Raw genomic sequence first — 23,932 nt, forward strand, 5'->3', positions numbered from 1 at the left:
GATGATAAAAAAGCCGTTTCAAACGATGTTGGATCGCCAGGGCGAACCTGAGCCATCCGTTTAGTTACCCGTCCAGGAGACTAGGTGGCCACTGACAGGACGATTGACCGCCTAATAACCACTCTAATGGGATCCATGAGGCTCCTCCATTGACGCCAGGCAGCCCGGTCAGTAGGCGTTCACGCCGTTTTTAAGTACGCCTTAGTCGCTTCGTAAGCTGTTAACGGGATTGGTCAAGGCAGCCTTTACACTTTGGAAGAAGACCGTTAAAAAGGCAATACCAAGGGCCAGCAAACCGGCCCCGGCAAACATCCACCAGTGGATCGCTACCCGGTAAGCGAATCCGGCTAACCAATGGCTCATGGCATACCAGGCGATGGGCGAAGCAATCAGGAGGGCAATGAGCACCAGTTGAAGGAAATCGTTGGCCAATAAAGCGACGATGCTCGTAACACTAGCCCCTAGCACCTTACGAACGCCAATCTCTTTAGTCCTCTGTTCAGCCGTAAAGGCGGCCAGCCCAAAGAGACCCAAACAGGTAATGAAGAGGGACAGGAAGGTGAACAGGCCGAATACCTTCCCAAAAATCTGTTCTGATCGGTATTGGTCAGCAAATTGCTCATCCAGAAAGGTGTACTCGAAGGGCCATTCACTGGCAACGTCCCGCCATTTCTCGCCCAATACACCCAGAGCGGTCGTTGTGGCCCCAGGTCGGATACGAACCACCAGGTGCGAATATTCGGCGGGAACGATCTGCAAGACCATCGGCTCGATTTTCTGGTGGATGGTCTTGTAATTAAAGTCTTTCACCACGCCAATGACTTTGCCCCGCTTGATCGAATCGGCGGGGGTAGGGGGTTCCCACTGCCGCCAGTTGATGGATCGACCAATGGCCTTGACGGGGGTGCCCCAGCCCAGTTCCCGAACGGCCGTTTCGTTCAGCACAAACCCTTCCCCCGCATCGGTACCATAGCCTTTGGAAAAATTACGACCGGCCACCATCGTCATGCCCATCGTCGGAATATAGTCTTCATCGACCAGAAACATATTAGTCGAAAACGGCTCCGTACGGCCCGGCACATTGATCCCATCGCCCGCAAAGCGGCCACCCGGCACCCCGTAACAGGCCGTGGCGCCCACGATCGAGGGGTTCTGGGAAAGTTCGGCTTTGATGGTTTCGATCGTCTGGCGCATAGCTTTGGTCCGAATGGGCAATAACACCAGCTGTTCTTTCGAAAAGCCCAGGTTCTTGGTCTGGATGTAGCGAATCTGGTGAAAAACGATGCCTGCGCCGATGATCAGCATAATGGATACGGCAAACTGAACCACCACCAGATTCCGGCGTAGAAGCGCTCCGGATGCTACGCCTTTCACCGCTCCCTTCAGCACATTGAGCGGCTTGAAGCCTGACAGAAAAAAAGCGGGGTAACTACCCGCCAATAAGCCAACCAGAGCCACCGCCGCGAGTAAACTCAGCCCAAACGGGATGGTTAGCATAGCCGTAAATGACAGCGATTTACCCGTCCAGTCGTTCAGCGTGGGCAGCACCAGCCCGGTCAGCAAGAGGGCTAGCCCCAGCGCCATACTCGTTTGCAGCAGCGACTCACCCAGAAACTGCCCGATGAGTTGCGCGCGTTGGGCACCCACCGCTTTGCGCATACCCACTTCCTTGGCCCGGCGGGCCGAACGGGCTGTACTGAGGTTCATGAAGTTGAAACAGGCAATCAGCAGCGTGAAGACGGCCACTAGCGAAAAGGCATAAATGTACTGAATATCACCCTTCTGGGCGATATCATACTCCACGTCCGAAGAGCGCAGATGAACATCCGTGAGTGCTTGCAGTTGATAATTATCCCGCGCGTTACGCTGGGCTACCTCACCGGGCGCGTGTTGGGCCAGAAACGCGGGTAGTTTGGCGTTTACCTGCGCGGGGTCGCTGCCTTCGGCCAGGGTGATGTAGGTATAAAACTGTTGCCAGCCCCAGCTTTTGAGCCGTTCCAAGCCGACTATATCCCGCAAGGCGCTAAACGAGCCCACGAAACTGGCCTTCAGGTGCGATGAGACGGGTACATCCTTCATAACACCCGTCACCCGAAATTTGTAGGTGCCATCAATGGTCAATGACTTACCCAGGGGATCCTGACTGCCGAAGTATTTGCGGGCCATCGTCTCCGAGAGCACAATCGCATCGGGGGAGCGAAGCACCTGGGCCGCATCGCCACGGGTAAGGGGAAAGGAAAACAAAGCAAAGAACGTAGAGTCAGCCAGCAGGATGTTTGATTCAAAGAACTTCCTGTCGCGGTAGGCCACCAGCTCATTGCTGCCAAACTCAAACAGGCGTACACTCTGCTGAACCTCCGGAAAGCTGGTTGTCAGCGTGGGGCCATAGGCGGGTGGAGTCCGGGCCATGACCATCTGCACCCCTTCCGAACTCCGGTGGTTGATAATGCGATAAATTTGGCTGGCCCTGGCATGAAATCGGTCGAACCGCAGCTCATCCTGTACATACAGAAAAATAACCAGACAACAGGCCAGCCCAATGGCTAAGCCGAAAACGTTGATGAAGGTGTAGCCCTTGTGACGAACCAGGTTCCGCCAGGCTATTTTCAGGTAGTTGCGTAGCATATAGGTCGATGAATTATTGCGTCTGCCTATATGACTCAACTATCATACCATGTTGCTATACCCCTTCCAGAGCTTGACTAAAGACGATATGGGAACAACTAGCTGTACGATTTCGGACAATTCTGGGCAGACAACGTCCGATATTAAGGCCAGAAGGATTCCGATAAAGTAGCCTCTGTCTGCTATTTTGGGCTGCAAAAAGATATGGCTACTGAATGATTCCGGTTCAGGAAATTGAGGAATCGATTCTTACTTGTTTACTTACCTATACAAAAAGGTATAGGCCTGTTCTACAATGAGGATGAATGAAAATAAACCGGTGTTATGAGCGCTAAACTGACACAAACCGTGTACACGCGGGTGTCGCTATGTTATTGCCTATAAACCATTATGAAAAATAGGACTATATCCTTAAATTGGTTAAAAGCAATCGTTGCCTTTACTAATTGGATATATTGTACTTTTCGTAGTGTCGTTCACTTAAGATAACCTTTTCGTGAACGGTTTCAGTCGTGAATGATGATTAATCCATCAGGTCAGCCATAGGTGATCCTCTTTCTAAAAAACTTAGAGGGATCATTTTTTTAGCCTTATAAACTGATAATTCTGTACCTTCAATAGCAACAACCTGCTTCCTTGATCGACAATAGATTTCTCACATTCACGTCAAGGACGTGAGATAGACACTAGTACGTCATGAAGTTAGGTTATGCCCGCGTCTCTACGCAAGATCAAAATCTGGCCCTTCAGCTAGTGTACGTCGTCAAATGAAAGTGGACAAAAGGGGTGAAACGGGTAAGAGACAATTCAGTAAATTGTTTCACCAAAATCACCTTGGTTATGTCCAATTCAACCAAAAAATCTCCTCCTAGCCGTTCTAAAACGACTCAAGCCACTTCCTCTGAGCGCAAACCCGCGCTATCTATCATTAAAGACATCCAGCGACAGACCCGACGCCAATACACGGCTGAAGAAAAAATTCGCATCGTCTTGGAAGGCCTGCAAGGCGAACAATCAGTTGCTGAAATCTGTCGGCGAGAAGGGCTCAATACCAATATTTACTACCGTTGGATCGGACTGCCGAAGCAGTAAGGAATTTCTCGAAGCTGGTAAAAAGCGATTGGCTGGTGATACCACACGAGAAGCCACCGCGCCCGAAGTCCAATCCATCAAGTCCGAGAATGAAGCCCTCAAACAACTGGTGGCCGAATTGAGCCTGGAGAACCGGTTGTTAAAAAAAAACCTTAGAGCCGACGACTAACCGCTACCATCGTATGACCCAATCGGAGAAAATGGAAATCATTACCCTGGTCGAGCAGTCATCTTTAAGTGTCAAAGCCACCCTTCGTGAGTTAGGTATCAATCGATCTACCTTTTATGAGTGCCGGGCCGCCGGTGCGGTACAAACGCTATTTAAGTGACGGCTTTGATGGCTTGGCTGATCCAACTTATCGTCGCACCAGTGCCTGGAACCAGTTACCGCCCACTGAAAAGGGGCGCGTGATGGAGTTAGCTTTCGAACGCCCTGATCTATCTTGTCGTGAACTAGCCTGTTATATTGTTGACAATGAGGGCTGGTTTGTGTCCGAGTCTACAGTTTATCGTATCCTGAAAAGCCGGGGTTTAATTACGACCCCAGCCTACCGATTGATGGAAGCGGCTGATGAGTTCTTTAATCCTACTACGGCTCCAAACCAGCTCTGGCAAACAGACTTCACATACTTTAAGATCAGGAACTGGGGTTGGTATTACCTCTCGACAGTGCTGGATGACTACTCGCGTTATATTTTAGCGTGGGAACTGTGCCCCGGTATGCAAGCAACGGACGTAGAGAAAACCGTGCAAGCGGCTCTAAAAGCCAGTAGCTTAACGGCTGATCAGCGTCCTCGTATGTTGTCGGACAACGGCTCCGCCTATGTGTCTCGGTATCTGAAGGAGTATTTGAAAGGGGAAAGTATTGAGCATATTCGCAGTGCGCCCTTTCACCCCATGACGCAAGGCAAAATAGAGCGGTATCACCGGTCGATGAAAAATGTGCTGTTGTTGGAGCACTACTACAGTCCGGATGAATTGAGGCATCGCTTAACCGAGTGGGTCGATTATTATAATCACCAACGCTATCATGAATCGCTGGATAATGTACGTCCCGCCGATGCGTACTGGGGCCGCCAAGAGCAAATCGTAGCCGAACGGCAAAAAATCAAGCAGCTAACAATGGCCCAACGGCGGAAAAGTCATATTTTTCAGCGAGTTCAAAGTGCTTAAAACCGTCTCTTCTCTTTTCACCCGCATCTGTCCACTTTCGGTTGACGATATACAGTAAAGGGTCGCTGATTAAAAGTCGTCGCACATTGCCGAATACCATGCTAGATGATTTAAACGAGAACAATTCTTTTGCTTATAATACCCATTATGGAGAACGACGAGTAATCCATATTGACCAAGCTGAGAGTGGTAAGAAGGGTTACGTCTGCATTGGTTGTGGACAAGAAATGATTGCATACAACCAGGGGAAATTTGACCGCAGGCATTATTTCGGACACGATCCCAAAGACGTTGAACATAGAGGCCAATGTACATTCTCGAACGAAACCTATCGTCATCAAGTAGCTAAAGCAATCTTGCAACGGATTAAGCAAATAAAGGTTCCAGCTGTCTTTGTTACGAGTCAAATAGAAGGTGAGGGCCGTCCGTTGAAAATTCGAGATGCTGAAATTATACAAGCAGACAGAGTTGAAATAGAATACGTGTTTTTTGAGAATGAGGAGGGTGAGATCAAATATTGCCCTAGCTCGGAATGGTATGAGTCTCCTCAACGGTATTTCCTTATACAACCTGATGTTACCTTTTTCAATGATGAAGGAAAACCAATTCTGCTGATTGAAATAGTGGTAACTCACAAAATAAATGATGAGAAGCGTTTTAAGCTGAAATGTCTTGGTCTCAATACTGTTTCAGTCAACATCCCCAAGGCATTACCCGAGATTATTGAACAGGCATTTTCCTCCATCCAGCATACACATTGGGCCTACAATTATGAGCAAGCGACAACCAACTACGTACCAGTTTCCAATCAATCTTCGAGATCAGTATCATCAATTGATGAACTCCCTCACGAGTTTTATGAAGAAACTTACCGATGCCGAGCAACGCAAATTGGGGGACTTGTACGAGCGTTTGAAAAGTGTCTGGCAAGCGAATCATATCGAACAGTTGAAGAATTCCTTAGAGAGGAAGAGTCGAGAGTTACGGCAAATTCAGAACGATATAGACAACGATTGCAACGACTTCAAGCAACATACGAGGAAACGATTCGAGCTGAATTTGCAGACAGTTTCCGATCAATTGAAAACGAGCAAACTACAATTAACAACGAGCTTAGCGGCCTTGGACTCAGAACTTTCGGACTCAAAAGAAACCTACGTCAACAAGCTGAACAATATGAAGCGGACTTGGGCCGACGATATCAATCAAAGAAAAGCGAGCTTAGCGAAAAGGGAGACCGAATGGCCAGACGAGAAGAGGACTATATTCAACGCTGGGCAAGATTCCTTGAAGGGGTTGAGGGAGAAGTCGCATCACTTGAGAAACGTATTAAGGAGTTTGGAACACGAGGATGGTCAGGTCAAAAAAGAAGAGAACAACTTAGCCAGCAAACAGCAAATATTGAACGACAAATTGCAGACATTGAGCAGCAAATTGCAAATTCAGAAGATGAAACAGCAGCAATTGAGTCTAGACGAACAACCCTTTCTGCAATCTATAAGCGAACAGAGGACGAACTTGAACGAGAGTTTCAAAAAAAGAAATTAGCCTCAGAACAGATGTTGAGCTCGAAGAAAAACGACTTGAAACGGAGTTTGAGCAAGCTGAACAACGAACTCGAAATGATCACACAAAATTTAGAGAACAAGCAATTGATTCAACTAGGAACCGAGATGGCAGAGGAGCACCTCGATTGGCCCAACGAATTAAGGAATTACTTGAAGCAGGCGGACTCATCTTCCATATTGAAGAAAAAGAACGCTATAGCCGACGTTTGCAAACAGCTAGAAAATGGGTTAAATCGAGAGCTTGGCGTGACTGGACTTAGTCAGGAACAATTTCTAGCATTAATGGATCGAAATATCAAAAAGACTTAGGATAAGAAGCCAAATATCGAACGTAGGTGAGCTCAAGATTACATTGTTTTTAGATCATCTTTTAATATTACTCGTTCAATAAAACCTCAACGCAGCGAAAATTACTGAACCATTAAAGTGAACGGGTTTATTGAACGCCAAAAGAGAGGTTTTCTGCCACTTCCCTCCTACCCAGCCGCCGTTCAGAAAAACCTCGGTTTATTCGTACGTCAAGACACTAAAAAAGCCCGGACTAGTACTGGTCCGGGCAAAGCGATGCTAATGCCTAACCCGCGTTGGCCCTCCTGGTTAGGGGTGTTTTCTGTTCAGCCTCCCGATCAGTGCCCAACAAGGGAGCATGCTCATCATGAACAGCGTAAGCAGGCAGAGCTTCGTTCCCCCAAATAACGTTCGATTCGTTAGGACAACGATCATCGCCATTAAACTAAGTCCGGTCAAAAGGAGGCCTACCACAACTGACAGTAGAAGACGAGACGTAAAACTGCGTTTGGAGCGCTTCTGAAGAAACGTTGGAACCATAGGAAAATGGAAATAAGATTAGTCGACAAGCAGCAAATCAAAGGTGCCGGTGACCGTATACTCTTTTGAGGATACCGTGCCAATACCCGTACCGAACAGGGTGGTTTGGAAGGTTCCCTGAATACGGTATAAATTATCGGGGCCTTCTGTTTTGATCAGCCTAGACTCCGCTATCGTTAGCGCACCCTGTTTGGCATTGTAGAGTTGAGGGCCGGGCAGATTCAGGATCAGATCCGCTTGCGCGCCGGTGGGCGTTGGCTGCGACTGGAAACCCATGGGATAGCTGCCCGGCTGAAGTGCGTTCTTGGTGAGCAGTTGACCATTGGCTTGATATTGTGCCGGCACAGTATACGTCTTGGCATATTCTGCTGGCTGACCAACCGTGAACTGAGCGTTAATCGCGTCTTTGATTACGTAACCCCCTACACCGGAATAGGTGTTTAGAAAGGCATCCAAGTCCTCTGGACCTTCTGCCCTTACGTCTATATCTCCGCTAACTGTAATAAGCCCTGATCCTTCGTAGCCTTTTAGTGACGCAGGTATGCGCAGGTAACCGGGTAAAGCCGGTTCAGGCTCCTTTTTAGGTCCACAGACCCAAACTACGAGTACGACACCAAGCACAGCGACAAGTCGATTCGCAAAACGTTTCATTTCCCTTTCCCCCTATTTTTTTGGTCCGTATAAAATCATTTCGTTGCGGGGTTGACTAATAGCATCGTAACGCTTTTTGACTTCTGAGTTCATATTGGCCCGTAAAGCCATCCCCTTCTGAAAACATTCAGACATTCGGGTATGCAGCTCATCGATCATTTTGAGGCGGCTCAGGACACCGACTCCCCCACCCTATTCAAGCAGTCAGTGAATTACTGATTGGCCTACTACCAAAAGCTACAGTCTTCAAACTATAAAACTAGTTTTGGTGCATTTAGCTACCGTTTAATCAACTTTTCGTAATTTAGAGTATAGGAAAGTGTAATCTTTATTAACAAAACCTAGTCAGCGCTGACATTGAGTCAGTTAGTATAAATCCACTACTGAGCCCCCCTTAGAACGGGCCAAGGTGGACTTCTTTATCTCAACGATTTATGAGTTTACTCGAAAAAATTACCCGTAAAAACCGAGGCCTAAGTGCGTATAGCCAATACCAAAGCGAATACATTTATCCCAAACTCGAAGGGCCATTAAAGAGCCGCATGATCTTCAAAGGCCGGGAGGTCATTGTCTGGAGTTTTAATGATTATTTGGGGCTGCAATCCGATGAAACCGTTATTCAGGCGGAGACCGAGCTTGTCAAAAAATACGGGGCTGGCTATCCCGCTGGGTCACGACTTTTGACTGGCAATACCCACTATCACGAACAGTTGGAAGCGGAAATTAGTCAGCTACTTGATAAGGATGTTTTACTGCTCAACTTCGGCTACCAAGGTATATTGTCCGTCGTAGACAGTTTAGTAGATCGGCATGATACCATCATCTACGATCAACAAGTCCATGCCAGTTTGATCGATGGCGTACGGCTGCATCAGGGGCCCAAGTTCTCTTACAAACACAATGACATTCATCAACTGGAAAGGCTCCTGTCTAAAGTTCAACCCGGGAGTGAAGTCTTGGTTTTGGTGGATGGGGTGTTCAGTATGCGAGGGGATACGGCCAACCTAACCGAAATTCTTACCCTAAAACAGACTTATGATTTTACTTTGCTGGTAGACGATGCCCATGGGTTTATGAGCTTTGGCGAACGAGGGTCAGTGGGAGAATTGATGCCCCAAGTTGATATTTATATCAGCACCTTTGCCAAAGCGCTGGCTACTACCGGCGGGTTTGTGGCGGCACGAAAGGAGTTCATCGACTATTTTAAGTACAATTTACGCTCCCAAACATTTGGTCGAACTCTGCCCTTGCTGACCGTTGCCAGTGTGCTTTTTAAACTAAAGTTATTGGCCCAAGAAGGGACGGAAAGACGAAACAAGCTCTGGAAAAACACCCGGCTACTACAGGAAGGCTTGCAAGCGCTGGGCTATGATATTGGTAATACCTGTAGTCCCATCACCCCCATTTACCTCACCTGTTCGGAAGAAAAAGCGGCACACCTTCTCCGAGAACTTCGCTATACCTACGGTATATTTTGTAGCCCGGTAGTGTACCCGGTGGTGCCCAAAGGAACGATGATTCTTCGGCTCATCGTAACGGCCCTGCATGAGGAGCAAGACATTAGCCAGACGGTAGAGGCCTTCGCGAAACTACAGCAAACGTTCGGGCTAGTTAGGGAACTAGCGTACAGCTAGACCTGGTGCAAGCCTCTACTAGTTTTCTCTATTTTAAAGAGCGAGCGGGAACAGTACCACGCTCAGTTTTCATTAGCAGGTCTATTATTAAACATTTGATCTTCAATAGGTTGATTAAAGGTCTAAACTCAGTTTCCTAGACTTAACATCACAAAAAACTCAGGTATTAACTGAGTTGCGTTTATAAATCTCTGACAATCAATACACAATAACTGATTCTTAACTGAGTTTTATGGAAAAATCGAAGGAAAAAGACAAGCAGATTTTGATTTCGGCGGATCTATTTGCCAAGTTTGAACGGATGGCCGGGAGTTACGGCTTGACCAAAAAAGCCCTATTGGAGGCCATGATTTTTTACTTCAAAGCGACCCAGGCCGACCCTCGGGACCCCAAAGCGGACAACCCAACGGACGCCCTAAAAGCCCTGGATAAGCGTTTAGTTTCCTTTATTCGCCAGCAGGAAAACGAGCTGCTTCGCCCTATGAGCGACGATCTAAAATTACTGCTCCAACTCATCAGTCAGGACTTACCCAAGACACTTCGCCAGTCACAGATTAAGACTATTGGCGGAGCGTTTAAGCCCGAATTTCAAACGGAACGGTTTCGAGCCGTCTATGAGGATTTGATGAAAAAGACAAGTTAAATTATTTCACTAGTCTTGCTATGGTGGCCAAAATTACAAACGGAGGCAAAGGAAGCTGTATTGGATTAGTACAATACTTAGAAAAAGAAGGTGAGGGCAATTGGTTCACCCATGACAAGGGGAATATGGATGCATCGCAGGTAGTATCCACCATTGACGCGAATCGGAAGCACTTAGGGCAACAGGACGATAAGTACTATCAAGTCATCTTGAGCCCGAGTCAATCAGAGCTAACTCATTTGGGTAATAACCGTCACCAATTGGAGTCTTTTACCAGAGGGGCAATGGACCAATACGCTGCTCAGTTTGGAAAGGGGATAAAGAGTTCAGACCTTGTTTGGTTCGCCAAGATCGAGCAAGCGCGAACCTTCTCTCATACCGATAAAGCCGTACAACAACAGCAGCGCGTCGAGGGTGAATCCAAGGAAGGCCCCCAAACCCACGTGCATATCATCGTCAGCCGAACGGAAGACTTAAGCCGGTATCAACAAAAAAAACAGGCTGGCGAGATTGATCGAAAGCACCCCCTAAAACTAAGCCCTGCTACCAACCACCGGGCGACTAGTCAGGGAGCCGTGCAAGGAGGGTTTGACCGAACCGAATTTAAGCAAGCCGTCGAAGTCCAGTTTGACCGGCAGTTTGGCTACGAGAGGCCCCTAACCGAAACGTTCAATTATGCCAACACCTTGCAGAAAGGCAGTCAGGAAGAACGCATCGCGTTACGGCTGGAAGCCCTACGGCAACAACCGAATTATCTCCTCTCGGAGCGATCAAATCAACGCAGCGAGCAAGCCGAAAAAGAACAAATTCCTCAGCGAAAAAAAGAGGACTTATCCCTATAATGATTCGTATTAATTAGCTTCTTCTCAACGATTAGTTAGCATCAACATGACTGTATTAATTTATGCCATTGGTATCGGTATACTCTCAGGAAATTTGATCATGATTGCGATGGGTTTTTTACGAAAATTGGGAATTGATTTTATTCCTGATTTGGCTCTACGCATGGTTTTCTATACCCGCAAAACTCATTTTAACAATCATATTCTTTGGAATAAACTTTGGCTGCGCTTTGGCGTACTAGCCCTTGTGATGATTTTTTGCGGGATGATGCTTTCGCCATTCTTAAAATTCTTTTTAGGCAAGGGCTCCACCTTTACCGCTTGGTTTTACATGACCCTAGTGGTAACGGGTGTATATGGCTATTGGATTCATACGGGCAAGCCCCTGTTTCGCTGGCAATCCGAACCCGAGCCGGTACGCGATGATCAGCCCCGCTTTTCATTTATGACTCAGGACGGAATTCTTGACCTTTATAATATTTTTCGGGGTATTTTTATTTGTGGAGGCCCGGGCACCGGCAAAAGCAAAAGTCTCATTGAACCCATTATCCAGCAGTCCGCAGCCGCGGGCTTTACGGGTATTTTGTATGATCGGAAATTTCCTACTCTGGCCGAGGAAGTAGCGGGAGCCTACGAGAGTAGTAGCGTTTCTAATTACTATGTGAACTTTACGGACTTGACCCGTAGTCACCGGATTAATCCGGTAAGTCCCAAGCTCATTACCAACGCCAGTTACGCCCGGGAGGCAGCCATGACCACGTTTAGTAATCTGGATTACAAATCAAGTTTAAAACGGGACATTTGGTTACAGACCGCCGAAGCCTTATTAACCGGTAGTCTTTGGTTTTTGCGCAATAACTACCCTCAGTTTTGTACCCTTCCCCACGCCAGTAGCCTCATCATTGAAACGCAACCAAAGCCTTTGCTGGAATTACTAGCAACTGATGAAGAGGTTCGTGGATCGGTCGCTGCCATCACCAGTAGTCAGGACTCCGAAAAGACGCTAGCTAGTATATTCACGACCGTTCAAAGCTATTTGGCCGTTCTAAATACGCCGGAGATTTTTTGGGTCATGAGCGGGGATGAAGTACCCTTCGATTTAAACAACCCCGAAAAGCCAAGCTTTTTAACAGTAGGCAACGATGCGGACTTACCTACTACCTACTCTCCATTAATTTCCCTCATCATTGCGACGGCCACCAAGCGAATGAATAAACCGAACAGGTTGCCTAGCATCATCATATTGGATGAGGCCCCTACCCTATTCATTCCGAACTTTCATGAGTTGCCTGCTACCGCACGGTCCAGTAAGGTGGCCACCGTGTACGCTGTACAAGACATCTCGCAGATGGAAGGTCAATTAGGTCCTCAGCATTCAGAGATGTTACTGGGTAATCTGTCTAATCAGTTTTATGGCCGCTCAACCAATCCCAAAACATTACAACGGGTAACAACTTTATTTGGCAAACAAGATGTGGAGTATCTAAGCTACTCATCGGGTCAGAGCACAGGAGATAGAAGTTCATCCAGTAGCCAGAATGCCAGTACCTCCATTCAGCAGCGGGACCGTCTGCCCATGCAGACAATTCGGGATCTACAAACGGGCCAATTTGCTGGCTTTATTGCGGAAGGGAGCACCAATGAGTTTGTTACTCAGTTTATGGCTCAACCTTCTAGAGCAGTGTCTATTAAGCCCTTTACGACGGTCAGCGAGGAAGAAAAACGGGCCAACTTTCGGCAAATAAAGGAGGATGTTCGCCAAATTGTGCGGGATAATACGAAACCGACTAAGCCTAATCCGCCCAAACCGGATCAACCTGACGGTCCCAAGCCGCCTAAAGGTCCCGAAAAGCCCGACGGGTGGGAAACTTTTTCTTAACTGATTTAGAGGTTCAGGCTCATGAAAAGGAGTTTCGACGCCTTTCTATGAGCCTGAACCTCTAAATTCATCTTTTCATGTCTGAAACAAAGCGCCCCGGATACGATTCCGTTTGCTCATGGCATGAATGGCAAAGTGTTCGCCCATTGCTTACATCCCAAAGAGCCTTACAACCACGCGCCGACTCGACACTATCTACTTTGTTTTCCTTGACCAGTAATGTAATGCTTTCAATGTGATCGGCTTCAATAACCCGTTTACCTCCATTTCTAGCCCCGCAGTGCTGACAAGTGAACCTATCCCGTATAAATACAGCCCGTTTCCATGTTTCGTACTCATCCATCCGGCGAATGAGTCGGACAAGGTTGCTTACTGAAACAACCTTCTCAAGCGGTATATTATGCATGGGACTTATACCTGTTCAGCCTCTATTGAATGGAACGCTATAGCCTCTTTAATCAGAGGGTCTACCCCTTCAATCAGGATTTCAAGTTGGCGCGATAGAATGCGCACTTCATCGGCCAGTAAACGACCATGTTGGGCGACCATATAGGGGTTTTTGGTCAGCAGATAAACATTGCGAAGGGTCTCGATTTGGGCGTAGAAACTGCCAGTAGAGACGAGTGGCAAGCTGATCACTTGCTCAAGGGGGTTTTGATTGCTGTTAGAAACAGCGTTATTTTGTGCTGTAATCATAACTGTAATGGTTTGTGATTTCTCGCCCCTTCGCTTCTTCCGCCAAGATGTTAGCGTTGGGGCCTTTTTGTTGTCATTTGACACTATAAATATAGTGTTTCTTTGTATATATACAAAGAAAATTCCTAAAAAAATATTGATCATTTAAAGGCAGTATCGAACTTAGCCCCAAAAGCATCAGCAATCTTTTGTAAGGTTTCAAGCGTCAGGTTTTGTTTACCTTTCTCGTATAAACTGAAAGTTGATTCAGCAACACCGACAATTCGCCCTGCCTCTTTTAAAGTGAGTCCCTTTGCTTTTCGAGCCTCTCTTATTTGTTGCCCTACACGCACTTTAATATCTTCCATTCCCTATACTATTAACAATGTTCTAAATATAATACATTGACTTACTGACAATCTTATGTCACGGTTTGATCCGGCAAATAATCTTGATTTTGAGTAAGCGATAATTCTTTATAATATTTAACACCACGTTTGTTTTAGCGACTATGATCTACTGCAATAAGTTTGTATTGCTATACAACTCTCGCTAAGGGGATCGGACTACGTTGACGCTGATCGAGGAATTAGGCGCTTAGCAAGTCGGCCAGAGCAACACGTTTGCCATGTTAAAAGGCCAAGTACAGATCATTCAAAAAGTTTAAGGCACATTGGCTAGTGCGAAAGCTTGGCGTTATCAGAAGACATTGAATAAACTCACACCCCCAAAACTATAAATGGATATATACCAAAAAGGATTTGAAAAACTGTTAGAATAGACATTCAATCCTAAAAAATTAGGCGCTTTATATATAGCCGAAAGAATTAAGAAGGACACAGGTCTACAGATCAGTGAAGAGCAAAAAAAGCTGATAGCAGATCAGTTACTAGAAGATACCGAAACGCTAAAAGTTGATATACCTCAATTAGAAGGAAAGACAGTTAGTTTAGGGAATGATGCTGATTTCGAGGATTTTATATCTCAGATTAAAGGTTCACTTCCTGAATTAGTTGATAAAGCCATTTTAGTTGCCGTGGAGCCTTTATCAAAAGCCCTCAAAAAAGATGCACCTAGTGAACTTGCTACATTTGGTTGGAGACTTTTTTCAGCAGATTTGAGGCAAACTTCAAGTTGATTATGACCAAAAGACGTGTATTTGATGAGGCATTCAGAGAAATGGCGGTTGAGTTGACATATGCAAAAGACTCAATTCAGGAAGCCGCCCGTGAACTGGGCATCGATCCAAGGCGAATCAGCAAATGGCGACAGCGTCATAAGAAAACTGATCGTCCCACAGCCACCAATTCGACACTCACTGATGAGCAGAAACAAATAAAAAGGCTACAGAAGGAGCTTCGAGACGCTCAATTAGATCGGAGCGCCGAAGCGACGCGATATCTTAAAAAAGGCGTTCGGCATCTTCTCCAGGAGCGACGGGAGGCATTCCGATTTATAAAGGAGAACGCCAAGATTTTCCCCGTTGAGAAGATGTGTAAGGTGCTGAATGTGAGCAGCAGTAGCTATTACTATTGGTGTAAACATCCAGTTGGAAGTAGACAACAAACTCAAAATCAATTAGTAAGCCACATTCGGCGAGTACATACAGAGAGCCAATGTCGCTACGGTAGCCCCCGAATTACGGATGAACTTCGCGGACAAGGCGTAAAAGCATCACGTAACCGCATCGCTAGACTCATGCAGAAGGCAGGCATCCGTAGCATCATCTACAAAAAGTATCGTGTGCAGACCACTGACTCAAACCACAATTATCCGGTGGCTAAAAATCTGCTAAACAGAGAGTTTACGGCCGACAAACCAGGCCAAAATCGGAGCGCCGAAGCGATGGGTATCAGACATCACATATATTCCCACAGATGAGGGCTGGTTATACTTGACAATAATTTTAGATTTAGCTGACCGAAAGGTGATTGGCTGGGCCATGAGTGAGGGCTTGAAAGCCGTGGAAACTAGTGTGTAAGCATGGCGTATGGCACTTGGGAACAGAGCAATAGATAGCCATTTGGTGTTTCATTCGGACCAGGGTATTCAATATGCCTGCACCGAGTTTCAAAATCAGTTCAAAGACTTACCTGTTACCCAGAGCATGAGCCGTAAAGGCAACTGTTGGGATAACGCTGTAGCGGAAAGTTTTTTCAAGTCATTCAAAAGTGAGTTAGTCAATCAGACTCGTTTTAAGACGAGGGTTGCGGCACGATTGGCCACCTTCGAGTATATTGAGAGTTGGTATAATCGCCAACGGAAACATTCGACCTTAGGTTACCGCACGCCTAGTCAGCAGGAATCTTTTTTTTACACTATCTCAATGGCTGCTTAAGAAAAAATCTCCAGTGTACTGTTGCAAGTCCAGTACACGCCACGCGATAGTTTTAATATGAACTTTAAGTACAGAACGCCGAACGCAACTTATACCATCTCCTACCCTAAACTATAACCTGTATCACGCAGCCACCGCATATTTTTATTTATGCACTTCTAGATAATAGGTTAACAAAAAACTATCACCAAAATAAAATTTCATTTTAACTGTTCACACACATAGCTTTCTGTGTGTTTCTTTTCAAAGCTTTTTATAATGTTTTTTTTAGAGACTGTCAACTCATTGACTTACAATATATTGACTCAAAATATATAACTCATAACACGTCCACGTAATACCTCTTTCACGTTTATCTATACCTTGCATCTCGTATAGCTATAACCTATTTCTCGTCCAACTATAACTTAATTCACATCTATCTATAACCTAGATCACGTAGACCACAAAGACCCAATTGAAAGGTATTTTGTGCTTGAATGCAGCTCAAGTAAACCTATAATAGCTTTTTTTGCTGACGTAATCTCTCACTTTTAAACGTTGATGGCTTTTTTCTTTTTCCTATTGTCCAAACCTTAAAGAAACTAATAGGTGTAAGACAACCAGATTTTAAATACTAACTCCTAATCTATAACCGCTAACACGTAACTATAACCTAGATCACGTATGCATGTAAAACCACAAAACATTACCCTGAAAAGTCAACACAAATTTTTTTGTAGTTCGGTTGGATTAACTTAAGTTGATGTGATTTAGAAGTGCAAGGGTATGACGAAGGAGACGAAACTACGAAGACGATCAGATGTAGGTGAACGGACGATTGCTCGAATGAAAGCGGGTAGGAACGGTATCGTAGAAGCTACGTATCGCATGGACGTAATGGAATTCCGCGTGTTTTTCACAATGCTAACCATGATTAGTCCAGATGACGTAACTTTCTGTGAGTATGAATTACGCGTTGCAGACATTATCCGGTTATTTAGTTTAAGTCGGGACGGGCGCAGTTACGAAAGTATAAAAGCTGCAGCGGAACGGTTGGTCAACAAAACAATGGTACTTTATCATACTAAGGAAGATGGTAATCGGTATCGTACAGTTATTCCCTTTCTTACTAGTGCTAGTTCACAAATCGGCACTACTAAGTCTGAATCAATTCGTGTTACGTTTCATCCTGAATTAAAACCGTATTTGCTTCAACTTCGCTCGGAGTACCTTGAATTTGACGTACGTAATCTCTCAGGAGTGCATAGTCAGTTTTCTATACGTTTATACATGATGCTACGCCATCAGATGAACTTAAAAAAGAGTTCTATTCGCTATACGGTTGAGCGGCTTCGAGATGTCCTTGAAATTGGTGAAAAAGAATATCCGCTTTACGGAAATTTCAAGCAAAAAGTACTGCTTAGAGCTTGTAATGACTTAAATACATTTACGAATATTCGTGTTCATGAAATGAAAGAAGAGCGTAGTAATCGCAAAGTTGCTGCTGTTATCTTTCATATGTCTACCCAAGCCTTGCCCCTACTTCCTGCGGCCAAACCAACTATCTCAGTCAGTAAGAGTAGAGAGGCCAAAAAGATTACTCAAGAAGAGCAAGAAGTTATAAATGGAGCCAATGATTCTGGAACTGAGCATCTTGCTGATCAATTGTATGCTTCTGTTGCGCAATTTGTTAGTCGTGAAGTTGTAATAAACTGGCTTCAAAAAACATCGGAAGATCAAGTGCGTACCGCTATTAGCTACACGTTGAAGCAAATAAGACAAGGGACGGTAATTAAAAATGTAGCGGGCTATATACAGAAAATGATCAATACGCCATTACCAACCTCCAAATATGTTGCTGATACACAGATAGATCCGGTAGAGCAACAACTTAAAGAACAGGCGCAAGCCCGACAGCGGCAACAGGCCATTGAAGAGGCAAAATTGCAGGCGCTAACCGAAACGAAACACCAAGTAGCTTGCCAACTACTGATTGACCATCCCGAGTGGCACGAACCGGTTCGCCAACATATGCAATCAGGCATGTTTGGGAGATTTTATAATAATACGCTATCCCTTTTCGAGAATATTCAAAACCCAGTTATGTACGGCCCATTTTTTCAATCTATTGAACGCCTTCAGCCATTAGTATTTAAGGATTTGGAATGAAAATTTGATAAAGTAAGTATTTCTGTATGACCTCTCTCCTACCCGTTAGTTTATTCAATTTTATGTTATTAGTTTGATTGACACTGTTACAATACTGTCAACTCGGGTTTTAAGATTATATAGACTACTTGCCTTTAGTTCTCCTGATTATAAATTTTAAGGCTTTCTTGTTCTAGGTCTTGATTAAAGTCTTTAGCACTGGATTTATTAATACATAACCTTTTGTTAAGTTTACTTAATTCCAATAAACATTTGCTGAAATGGGAGAGAGGAACGTCAGCCTCCGGAATACTGAGTATAATTTTATCTTCAGTTTGGTTAATTGTAATGATTAAACTGGTAGATTCGGCAGCGTCGGTTTCTAAAAGTGTTTGTGGATGCAGCTTGATTGCTTGATTGTAGACTTTAATACGCTCAAGTAATTCTTCTTTAAACGAATTATATATCTTTTGAGTAGGCAATGCATAACCGATACTGTGAAGGCCTGTAGCAATAGGGTAAAGCGGAAACTTGGTGAATAGTAGCTGCTGAATAAATTGAAGATCATATATATATCCCTTTGTATCACGATCAAAACATAGGTTGATTTTCCAATTAGATACTTTTTTCATAGAATTGATATACCGCGTAATAGTATCTACCTGTTGCGGAGTAAGCTGGCCACCCGTCGAAAAATATACTGAATCAAACGAATTATCTCCGCCTATATGGCGTAATTGCCTGAGCGAAAGCGCATCGATAGCGCTTTCTAGAATAAAAAAGTGTGCCGTTTTTGGAGGAGGGTTCGATATAAAAACGCTATTCAGACGATTACTACCCGGTGCATGTAGTTTACTACTTTTATTACGGATTTCTAAGCCTGTTACTTCGGTTGATAGCCCATTGTAATACGGAAAAGCAACATTTGAAAACAGGATAAACTTGTGCTGAGGGTTCTCTTTTACTGTAGCAAAGTCAACTACCTGCTTATTTTGGGGATCAAAATAGGTGATTTGGGTGGCAATTCTGTTGATAAATTCTGGACTATTAAGGGTCTCTGAACTAATATGACGAGTGAGTAGATAATTGTCTTTTTCTAGCGGTCTAAATTCGAGCGAATTCAAAGGTAAAACTGGATTAGGTCTCTTTTCTTTTAAGTGTTTCGTCGCCAGTCTGTTTAAATCAACTTGTTCAGGATCAATACGTAAGTATTCGTAAAGGACACTCACAATGTTTCTAAATTCATCCTCTCCAGGTTTGTTAAAATTAGAAAAGACAGTTGATAATCGGTTACGAATGAAATTAATAATCGTCCCTGAATCGGCGAAGTTGCCAACGCTTTGATAAACTTGTTGATTAGCGTCATGTGCATGCTTGATGAGGATTACATCGTCATACGCTTTATTTTCTAATACAGGTCGCTTCCTGCCTTTATGTAGCTTTGGTAAGTAGCCATAATGTATGGCCAGTTCAATAATAGACACGTTTGATCGTATCTCCTGAACAGGAATCAGGTTAGGAAAACGTTTTTTTAGCTCGTCAAATTTTGTCATTCCTGTTAACTGCTTCTGCAAGTAATATTATAGTAAATCAAATAATATAGTCATTTCCTTGATTAGGAATGATTTGAACATCTATAGCTTTTTACAATTACTTTCCTGCTTAAACCGATTAAGCTTATTTATAAGCACGGATAAATCAAAAGACTAATATAATGCAATAAAAGTCAAAATTACTTGACAGAGGTCAATATTTGTCCTAATATTAGGACAAATATTGACCTCTGTATATGCTTGCCAACACGGATGTAATAGCCTTTTTTCAACGGAATCCGGCATTGTCTGCTTCCGTTATTGAACAGGAAGCGGGTATTCCAACGACTACCCTTACGAAAGCTCTGGCAGGTGACCGAGTTCTCAATACGAAACACTTAGCAGCTTTATATCCTGTTTTAAAAAAATACGGGTATGTAGATGCTTCATCCAGGAAAGCGAAAGTTATTTCAATTGCCAATCACAAGGGGGGAGTTGGTAAAACCACAACTACTCTAAATCTGGGAAAAGCTCTGTCGCTATTAGGTAATCGAGTACTGCTGATTGATTTAGACTCCCAAGGTAATCTTTCTCAAGTGTTAGGTATTGAGGAGCCACAAAAACAAGTAGTTCACGCATTGTTAAAAAATGAACCCCTGCCCATTGTATCAATAAGCAGCAATTTCGATTTATCACCTAGCGATTTAGAATTAGCTAACGCCGACTTGGAATTAGTCCAGGCAGTAGGAGGGGTCAATCAGCTTAAGAATGTACTCTCAGGTTTACGATCGCAGTATGATTATATTCTAATTGATTGTCCTCCTGCTTTGAATATATTCACTAATTCGGCCTTGGTTGCCTCAAATTCCTGCTTAATCACGCTTCAACCGGAAGCCTCGGCTATGAAAGGGATTAATAATTTGTTTGAACGAATTATGCAAGTACGGGATCGGATCAATCACGAATTAACGGTTGAGGGTATCGTCCTCACGTTGGTTGATAAACGACTAAACGTTCATCGGGATATGCTTAACTACATTCGCGGGGGTGTATTAACGAATTTTACAGTTTTTAGCACAGAGATACGGTTGAACGTTGCCTTAAAAGAATCACAGATCGCTCAACAGGATATATTTTCTTATGCAAAGGATTCTCATGGTGCCGCTGATTACCGTAATCTCGCGTTAGAATTATCCGGGCAACGGGCAGGTTTGGCTAAATGAATTTATTCTTTTTTATTTCCATTTCAATGGCAAAAAAATATCAAATGGCCTTGGAGACAAAGACGATGATTAAAGATCAGAGTCTACTACGGCATGAAGACATAAAGCAACATATTCTCGTTCTACCTGAACTTGCTGCATATATACCTCCGCTCTCACCAGACGAGTTTATGCAGTTAGAAGAAAATATAAAGCAGAATGGTTGTCGGGAAGCTTTGCTTGTTTGGGAGACAGAAGGGGGATACATACCTGATTTAAAAACGAATACTACAGTTTATATTCTTATAGATGGGCATAATCGATATGCTATATGCCAGAAGTATCATTTAGATTTTAAAGTACATCTGATGAACTTCCCTTCTTTGGAACAGGTGAAGTTCTTTATGATTGATAATCAGTTAGGTAGGCGTAATTTAGCTCCAGAACAGGTGTCCTATTTACGGGGTCTACGCTATTTGCGTGAGAAGCAAGAGAAGGGGAAATATAGTCGGGTAGAGCAAAAAGGTCAGAATGTCCCTTTTGTGGAGAATAGAGTTGAAGAAAAAAACAAACAGATTGATGCTGATGAAGCTGTAAAAGTGCAGAATACCGCTCAAAAACTCGGAAAACAATTTAATGTTAGTGAAAAAACAATCAAGCGAGATGGGATTTATGCACAAGGATTAGAAAAACTAGTACCAGCGTTTAAACAAGATATACTATCTGGTAAGACTAAGGTAGATAAAGCCTTAATCCAGCAGATTGGACAACTTGATTACCTTTCTGAGTTAGTTCATAATCAAACCGAATTAGAAAAAGTCATTCATCAAGCTCAAGAAAAATCAAAACCACAACAGGTTAAATCTCACCAATCGATTACGAATGACAAGACAAATCAGTTAAAGCAGCAACTCAATCAACTGGTTAGCCAGCTTAGCACAAAAAAAGTTAATTTAAAAAAGGTCTGTGATGAAATAATTGAATGTGCACGGCAGTTGCAGCAACAGAATCTATGATAGGAGGGAAGTCAATAAGAAGTTGATAAAGGTCAAAATGTCCTATATGAGATTCTAGTTCATTATTCTGCCTTCCTGCTCAAAGCCAGTGAACTAGTCACCCAGGCTTCGGATGATCTGCTTTCGGGCTCACCAGCAACGATCTATTTAAAGAAACTTGGACATCGACTACTTACCTCAGAAGATTTAACGAACGTTATCAATGCGTTGGGCGATGCACAGGATAAACAGATTGTGCTCGACTTTCAACAGGCTCAGTTGGAGTTATCCCAGCGATTACAGAATACAAAAAATATCGGTTTAGTACTAAAACAGGCAAAAATACCCTATCAACAAGCGTATGCTCGCTTTAGTCGTAGTGACCTCTGGAAACCAGAGCAGATGATTCAGATTATGGAGGTACTACGGTGCTTACAACTCTAATACCTATCCTTGAAATCAATTGGAGGTTTTTCTGAACGGTTTTGGATACTGACTATGAGTAGTTCAGTTATTAATGAGAGGTGGCCTTTTTGTGAACGATCCTAAATGAACTGATTTGTCCAAATGGCTCAATATAAGTTACATTTCAAAGTCCGCTTTTAGTTGACGATGTACAGGTTTGCTAATCGAATGAATTATAAACCTTCCTGCTGCCAGAGTCGACGTTCAATTGGAAATGGCTCCTGATGCAGAACCCGGATTTGGCCAAAAGCTACATGGGCCGGATGAAGCAAATAGTTGTAGGACATCGGCACCACCACGGAGGGAACAGCCATCAATAGCGTAGTGGGCTCATTCAGCCAATCACCTAAAATCCATTGGGTACGTTCGTAACTCTCCTCATTCCAGTAAGCCGGCAAGTCATTCATCGACCAAGTGGTTAACGAGTCATCGGGTAGCTCTAAGGTAAACAAAACTAGCTTGGGCAGCTTTTCGTACTTGACCCGAGGTTGGTGTACTAACGATTCGACTAAGGCCAGAGCAGGGGAGGAGGTAGTATACAGGAGGGGGTACCCCTTTGGATTCCACCGGCCCCCAAACAGCCGAGCCCCTTCGGTAGCCAAGGGTTCATGGATGTACTTTGCTTTAACGGTTCGGTAAACGGTTAACATCAACAGAGCAGGATAACTATCCGACAATACCATGCTCGATGCGACCCAGCACATCATCCACCAGGCCAAACCCAGTCGTTGTGTCTAGGAGCGACAAGGGGGATTGGGTATTGAGTTCACGAATGGGGGAACGCAGCCATTCAGCCAGTGTCTGAGCGTCCTCATCGAAGACATCCAGTCCATGTTTTAATAGATTGGTTAGTAACAGCAATCGCTCGGACGCATCTCGGGCCAGTTTATCGTCGGCTTTGAGCCGGTGAAGGTTGCGAACCGACATGTTCAGAATGCGGGCCAGTTCAACATCGGTCAATCCGGCTAACTGGGCTACCTGATCGGCTTCTGAACGAAGCATGCCCTGCCGGGATTTATCAATGACGGTGTAGGGGGTGTATACCGTCGTTTGTGGAGGAATTGTTGCGAATGCCATAGGAAGCAGTGCCTTTTTTCATTACTACAACTGCAATATGCCAAGAGTCGTTCAATTTTGCAACCCACAGTTGCTTTCGCCGTATAAACCAGTACCTTTTTTCGAAAGCTATTGGACGTTTTCTCATAAACGGAAATTATTGACGGTCATGTTAATACAGTACATTGGCTGGTAGCAAATGATGAATCCAATGAATAGCATTCGTTGGACAATAAACGATAACACCAACCGGATTTTGCTGTCTCTAAGTCACATAAGCCCAGAGCTCACGCCAACTTTAGATCATTTTGCGTTCATTTGTATTTTCCGCTAAACCTACTCCCGAAACGCTTCACCTACCCCGTCTTCCTGCTGACCCTGGGCCTGCTCAGCCTGACCGAGAAACCCGTCACCACCGACTGGCCCGATGGTTCTGTATCGAGCCGCGTGTTATTGGAAAACGTGCTCCTAATCTCGATCCAAATTTCGTATTGGTTGCTAAGTGGGGCGGTTTTGGGTAACTGGAACGGTTTCGTTTTAGGTTTGCTCTACCTCCAGTGTCACCAGCTTATACACCCATACGGGCGTGTCCTGAATAAAGTGA

The 23,932-nt window shown here is 44.4% G+C and carries 19 protein-coding genes and 1 pseudogene; 12 read left to right on the forward strand and 8 right to left on the reverse strand.

The annotated features are described in order from the left end of the window. Nucleotides 1-201 precede the first annotated feature (201 nt). Nucleotides 202-2,625, reverse strand: a complete 2,424-nt coding sequence (locus LN737_RS31365; RefSeq protein WP_231779958.1) for an ABC transporter permease — start codon at nucleotides 2,623-2,625, stop codon at nucleotides 202-204. 840 nt (nucleotides 2,626-3,465) lie between these two features. Between LN737_RS31365 and LN737_RS31370 the strand changes: the two are divergent. Next, nucleotides 3,466-4,890, forward strand: a pseudogene (locus LN737_RS31370) (IS3 family transposase). 98 nt (nucleotides 4,891-4,988) lie between these two features. Beyond that, complete coding sequence (locus LN737_RS31375; protein WP_231779959.1) at nucleotides 4,989-6,767, forward strand: hypothetical protein; 1,779 nt, start codon at nucleotides 4,989-4,991, stop codon at nucleotides 6,765-6,767. Between the two features lie 537 nt (nucleotides 6,768-7,304). On the opposite strand, the gene LN737_RS31380 is transcribed toward LN737_RS31375, so the two are convergent. Further along, a complete protein-coding gene (locus LN737_RS31380) occupies nucleotides 7,305-7,937 on the reverse strand; it encodes a hypothetical protein (RefSeq protein ID WP_231779960.1) in 633 nt (210 codons plus the stop codon). Nucleotides 7,938-8,371: 434 nt separating this feature from the next. Here LN737_RS31380 and LN737_RS31385 point away from each other — a divergent pair, with 434 nt between their 5' ends. From LN737_RS31385 to LN737_RS31400, 4 genes are all read left to right on the forward strand, one after another. Beyond that, entirely contained in the window at nucleotides 8,372-9,571 is a 1,200-nt protein-coding gene (locus LN737_RS31385) for a pyridoxal phosphate-dependent aminotransferase family protein (protein ID WP_231779961.1), read from the forward strand. 232 nt (nucleotides 9,572-9,803) lie between these two features. Further along, a complete protein-coding gene (locus LN737_RS31390; protein ID WP_231779962.1) occupies nucleotides 9,804-10,214 on the forward strand; it encodes a BfmA/BtgA family mobilization protein in 411 nt (136 codons plus the stop codon). Nucleotides 10,215-10,234: 20 nt separating this feature from the next. Further along, a complete protein-coding gene (locus tag LN737_RS31395) occupies nucleotides 10,235-11,056 on the forward strand; it encodes a DUF5712 family protein (protein ID WP_231779963.1) in 822 nt (273 codons plus the stop codon). A 46-nt stretch (nucleotides 11,057-11,102) separates the two neighbouring features. Next, the gene (locus LN737_RS31400; protein ID WP_231779964.1) at nucleotides 11,103-12,935 is read left to right on the forward strand and encodes a type IV secretory system conjugative DNA transfer family protein; all 1,833 of its coding nucleotides are present in this window, start codon (nucleotides 11,103-11,105) and stop codon (nucleotides 12,933-12,935) included. A 67-nt stretch (nucleotides 12,936-13,002) separates the two neighbouring features. On the opposite strand, the gene LN737_RS31405 is transcribed toward LN737_RS31400, so the two are convergent. The 3 genes from LN737_RS31405 to LN737_RS31415 form a co-directional block, all read right to left on the reverse strand. Next, nucleotides 13,003-13,341 (reverse strand): hypothetical protein, encoded by a 339-nt coding sequence (locus tag LN737_RS31405; protein WP_231779965.1) that lies wholly within the window; start codon nucleotides 13,339-13,341, stop codon nucleotides 13,003-13,005. Nucleotides 13,342-13,346: 5 nt separating this feature from the next. Continuing rightward, the gene (locus tag LN737_RS31410) at nucleotides 13,347-13,631 is read right to left on the reverse strand and encodes a hypothetical protein (protein WP_405520621.1); all 285 of its coding nucleotides are present in this window, start codon (nucleotides 13,629-13,631) and stop codon (nucleotides 13,347-13,349) included. A gap of 140 nt (nucleotides 13,632-13,771) precedes the next feature. After that, nucleotides 13,772-13,978: a helix-turn-helix domain-containing protein gene (locus tag LN737_RS31415; RefSeq protein WP_231779967.1), complete on the reverse strand. Its 207-nt coding sequence runs from the start codon at nucleotides 13,976-13,978 to the stop codon at nucleotides 13,772-13,774. A gap of 772 nt (nucleotides 13,979-14,750) precedes the next feature. Here LN737_RS31415 and LN737_RS31420 point away from each other — a divergent pair. From LN737_RS31420 to LN737_RS31435, 4 genes are all read left to right on the forward strand, one after another. After that, complete coding sequence (locus LN737_RS31420) at nucleotides 14,751-15,491, forward strand: IS3 family transposase (protein ID WP_231779968.1); 741 nt, start codon at nucleotides 14,751-14,753, stop codon at nucleotides 15,489-15,491. Further along, nucleotides 15,478-15,591: a hypothetical protein gene (locus LN737_RS31425; RefSeq protein ID WP_370633210.1), complete on the forward strand. Its 114-nt coding sequence runs from the start codon at nucleotides 15,478-15,480 to the stop codon at nucleotides 15,589-15,591. Before LN737_RS31420 ends, LN737_RS31425 begins: the two co-directional genes overlap by 14 nt. 126 nt (nucleotides 15,592-15,717) lie before the next feature. After that, complete coding sequence (locus tag LN737_RS31430) at nucleotides 15,718-15,948, forward strand: integrase core domain-containing protein (RefSeq protein WP_405520726.1); 231 nt, start codon at nucleotides 15,718-15,720, stop codon at nucleotides 15,946-15,948. A gap of 828 nt (nucleotides 15,949-16,776) precedes the next feature. Beyond that, nucleotides 16,777-18,099 carry a replication initiation protein gene (locus tag LN737_RS31435; protein WP_231779970.1) on the forward strand — a complete coding sequence of 441 codons (1,323 nt, stop codon included), beginning with the start codon at nucleotides 16,777-16,779 and terminating at the stop codon, nucleotides 18,097-18,099. A 134-nt stretch (nucleotides 18,100-18,233) separates the two neighbouring features. Here LN737_RS31435 and LN737_RS31440 read toward each other — a convergent pair whose 3' ends face one another. Continuing rightward, nucleotides 18,234-19,631 (reverse strand): toprim domain-containing protein, encoded by a 1,398-nt coding sequence (locus tag LN737_RS31440; protein WP_231779971.1) that lies wholly within the window; start codon nucleotides 19,629-19,631, stop codon nucleotides 18,234-18,236. A gap of 236 nt (nucleotides 19,632-19,867) precedes the next feature. On the opposite strand from LN737_RS31440, the gene LN737_RS31445 reads away from it, so the two are divergent. After that, entirely contained in the window at nucleotides 19,868-20,833 is a 966-nt protein-coding gene (locus LN737_RS31445; RefSeq protein WP_231779972.1) for a ParA family protein, read from the forward strand. Continuing rightward, a complete protein-coding gene (locus LN737_RS31450; protein ID WP_231779973.1) occupies nucleotides 20,830-21,828 on the forward strand; it encodes a hypothetical protein in 999 nt (332 codons plus the stop codon). The genes LN737_RS31445 and LN737_RS31450 overlap by 4 nt, the downstream gene beginning before the upstream one ends. 617 nt (nucleotides 21,829-22,445) lie before the next feature. On the opposite strand, the gene LN737_RS31455 is transcribed toward LN737_RS31450, so the two are convergent. Both LN737_RS31455 and LN737_RS31460 read right to left on the reverse strand, forming a co-directional pair. Beyond that, nucleotides 22,446-22,922, reverse strand: a complete 477-nt coding sequence (locus LN737_RS31455; protein ID WP_231779975.1) for an RES family NAD+ phosphorylase — start codon at nucleotides 22,920-22,922, stop codon at nucleotides 22,446-22,448. 16 nt (nucleotides 22,923-22,938) lie between these two features. Then, nucleotides 22,939-23,349: an antitoxin Xre/MbcA/ParS toxin-binding domain-containing protein gene (locus LN737_RS31460; protein WP_231779976.1), complete on the reverse strand. Its 411-nt coding sequence runs from the start codon at nucleotides 23,347-23,349 to the stop codon at nucleotides 22,939-22,941. Nucleotides 23,350-23,932 lie beyond the last annotated feature (583 nt).

This window comes from Spirosoma sp. KNUC1025, from assembly GCF_045160025.1.
Classification (GTDB): domain Bacteria; phylum Bacteroidota; class Bacteroidia; order Cytophagales; family Spirosomataceae; genus Spirosoma.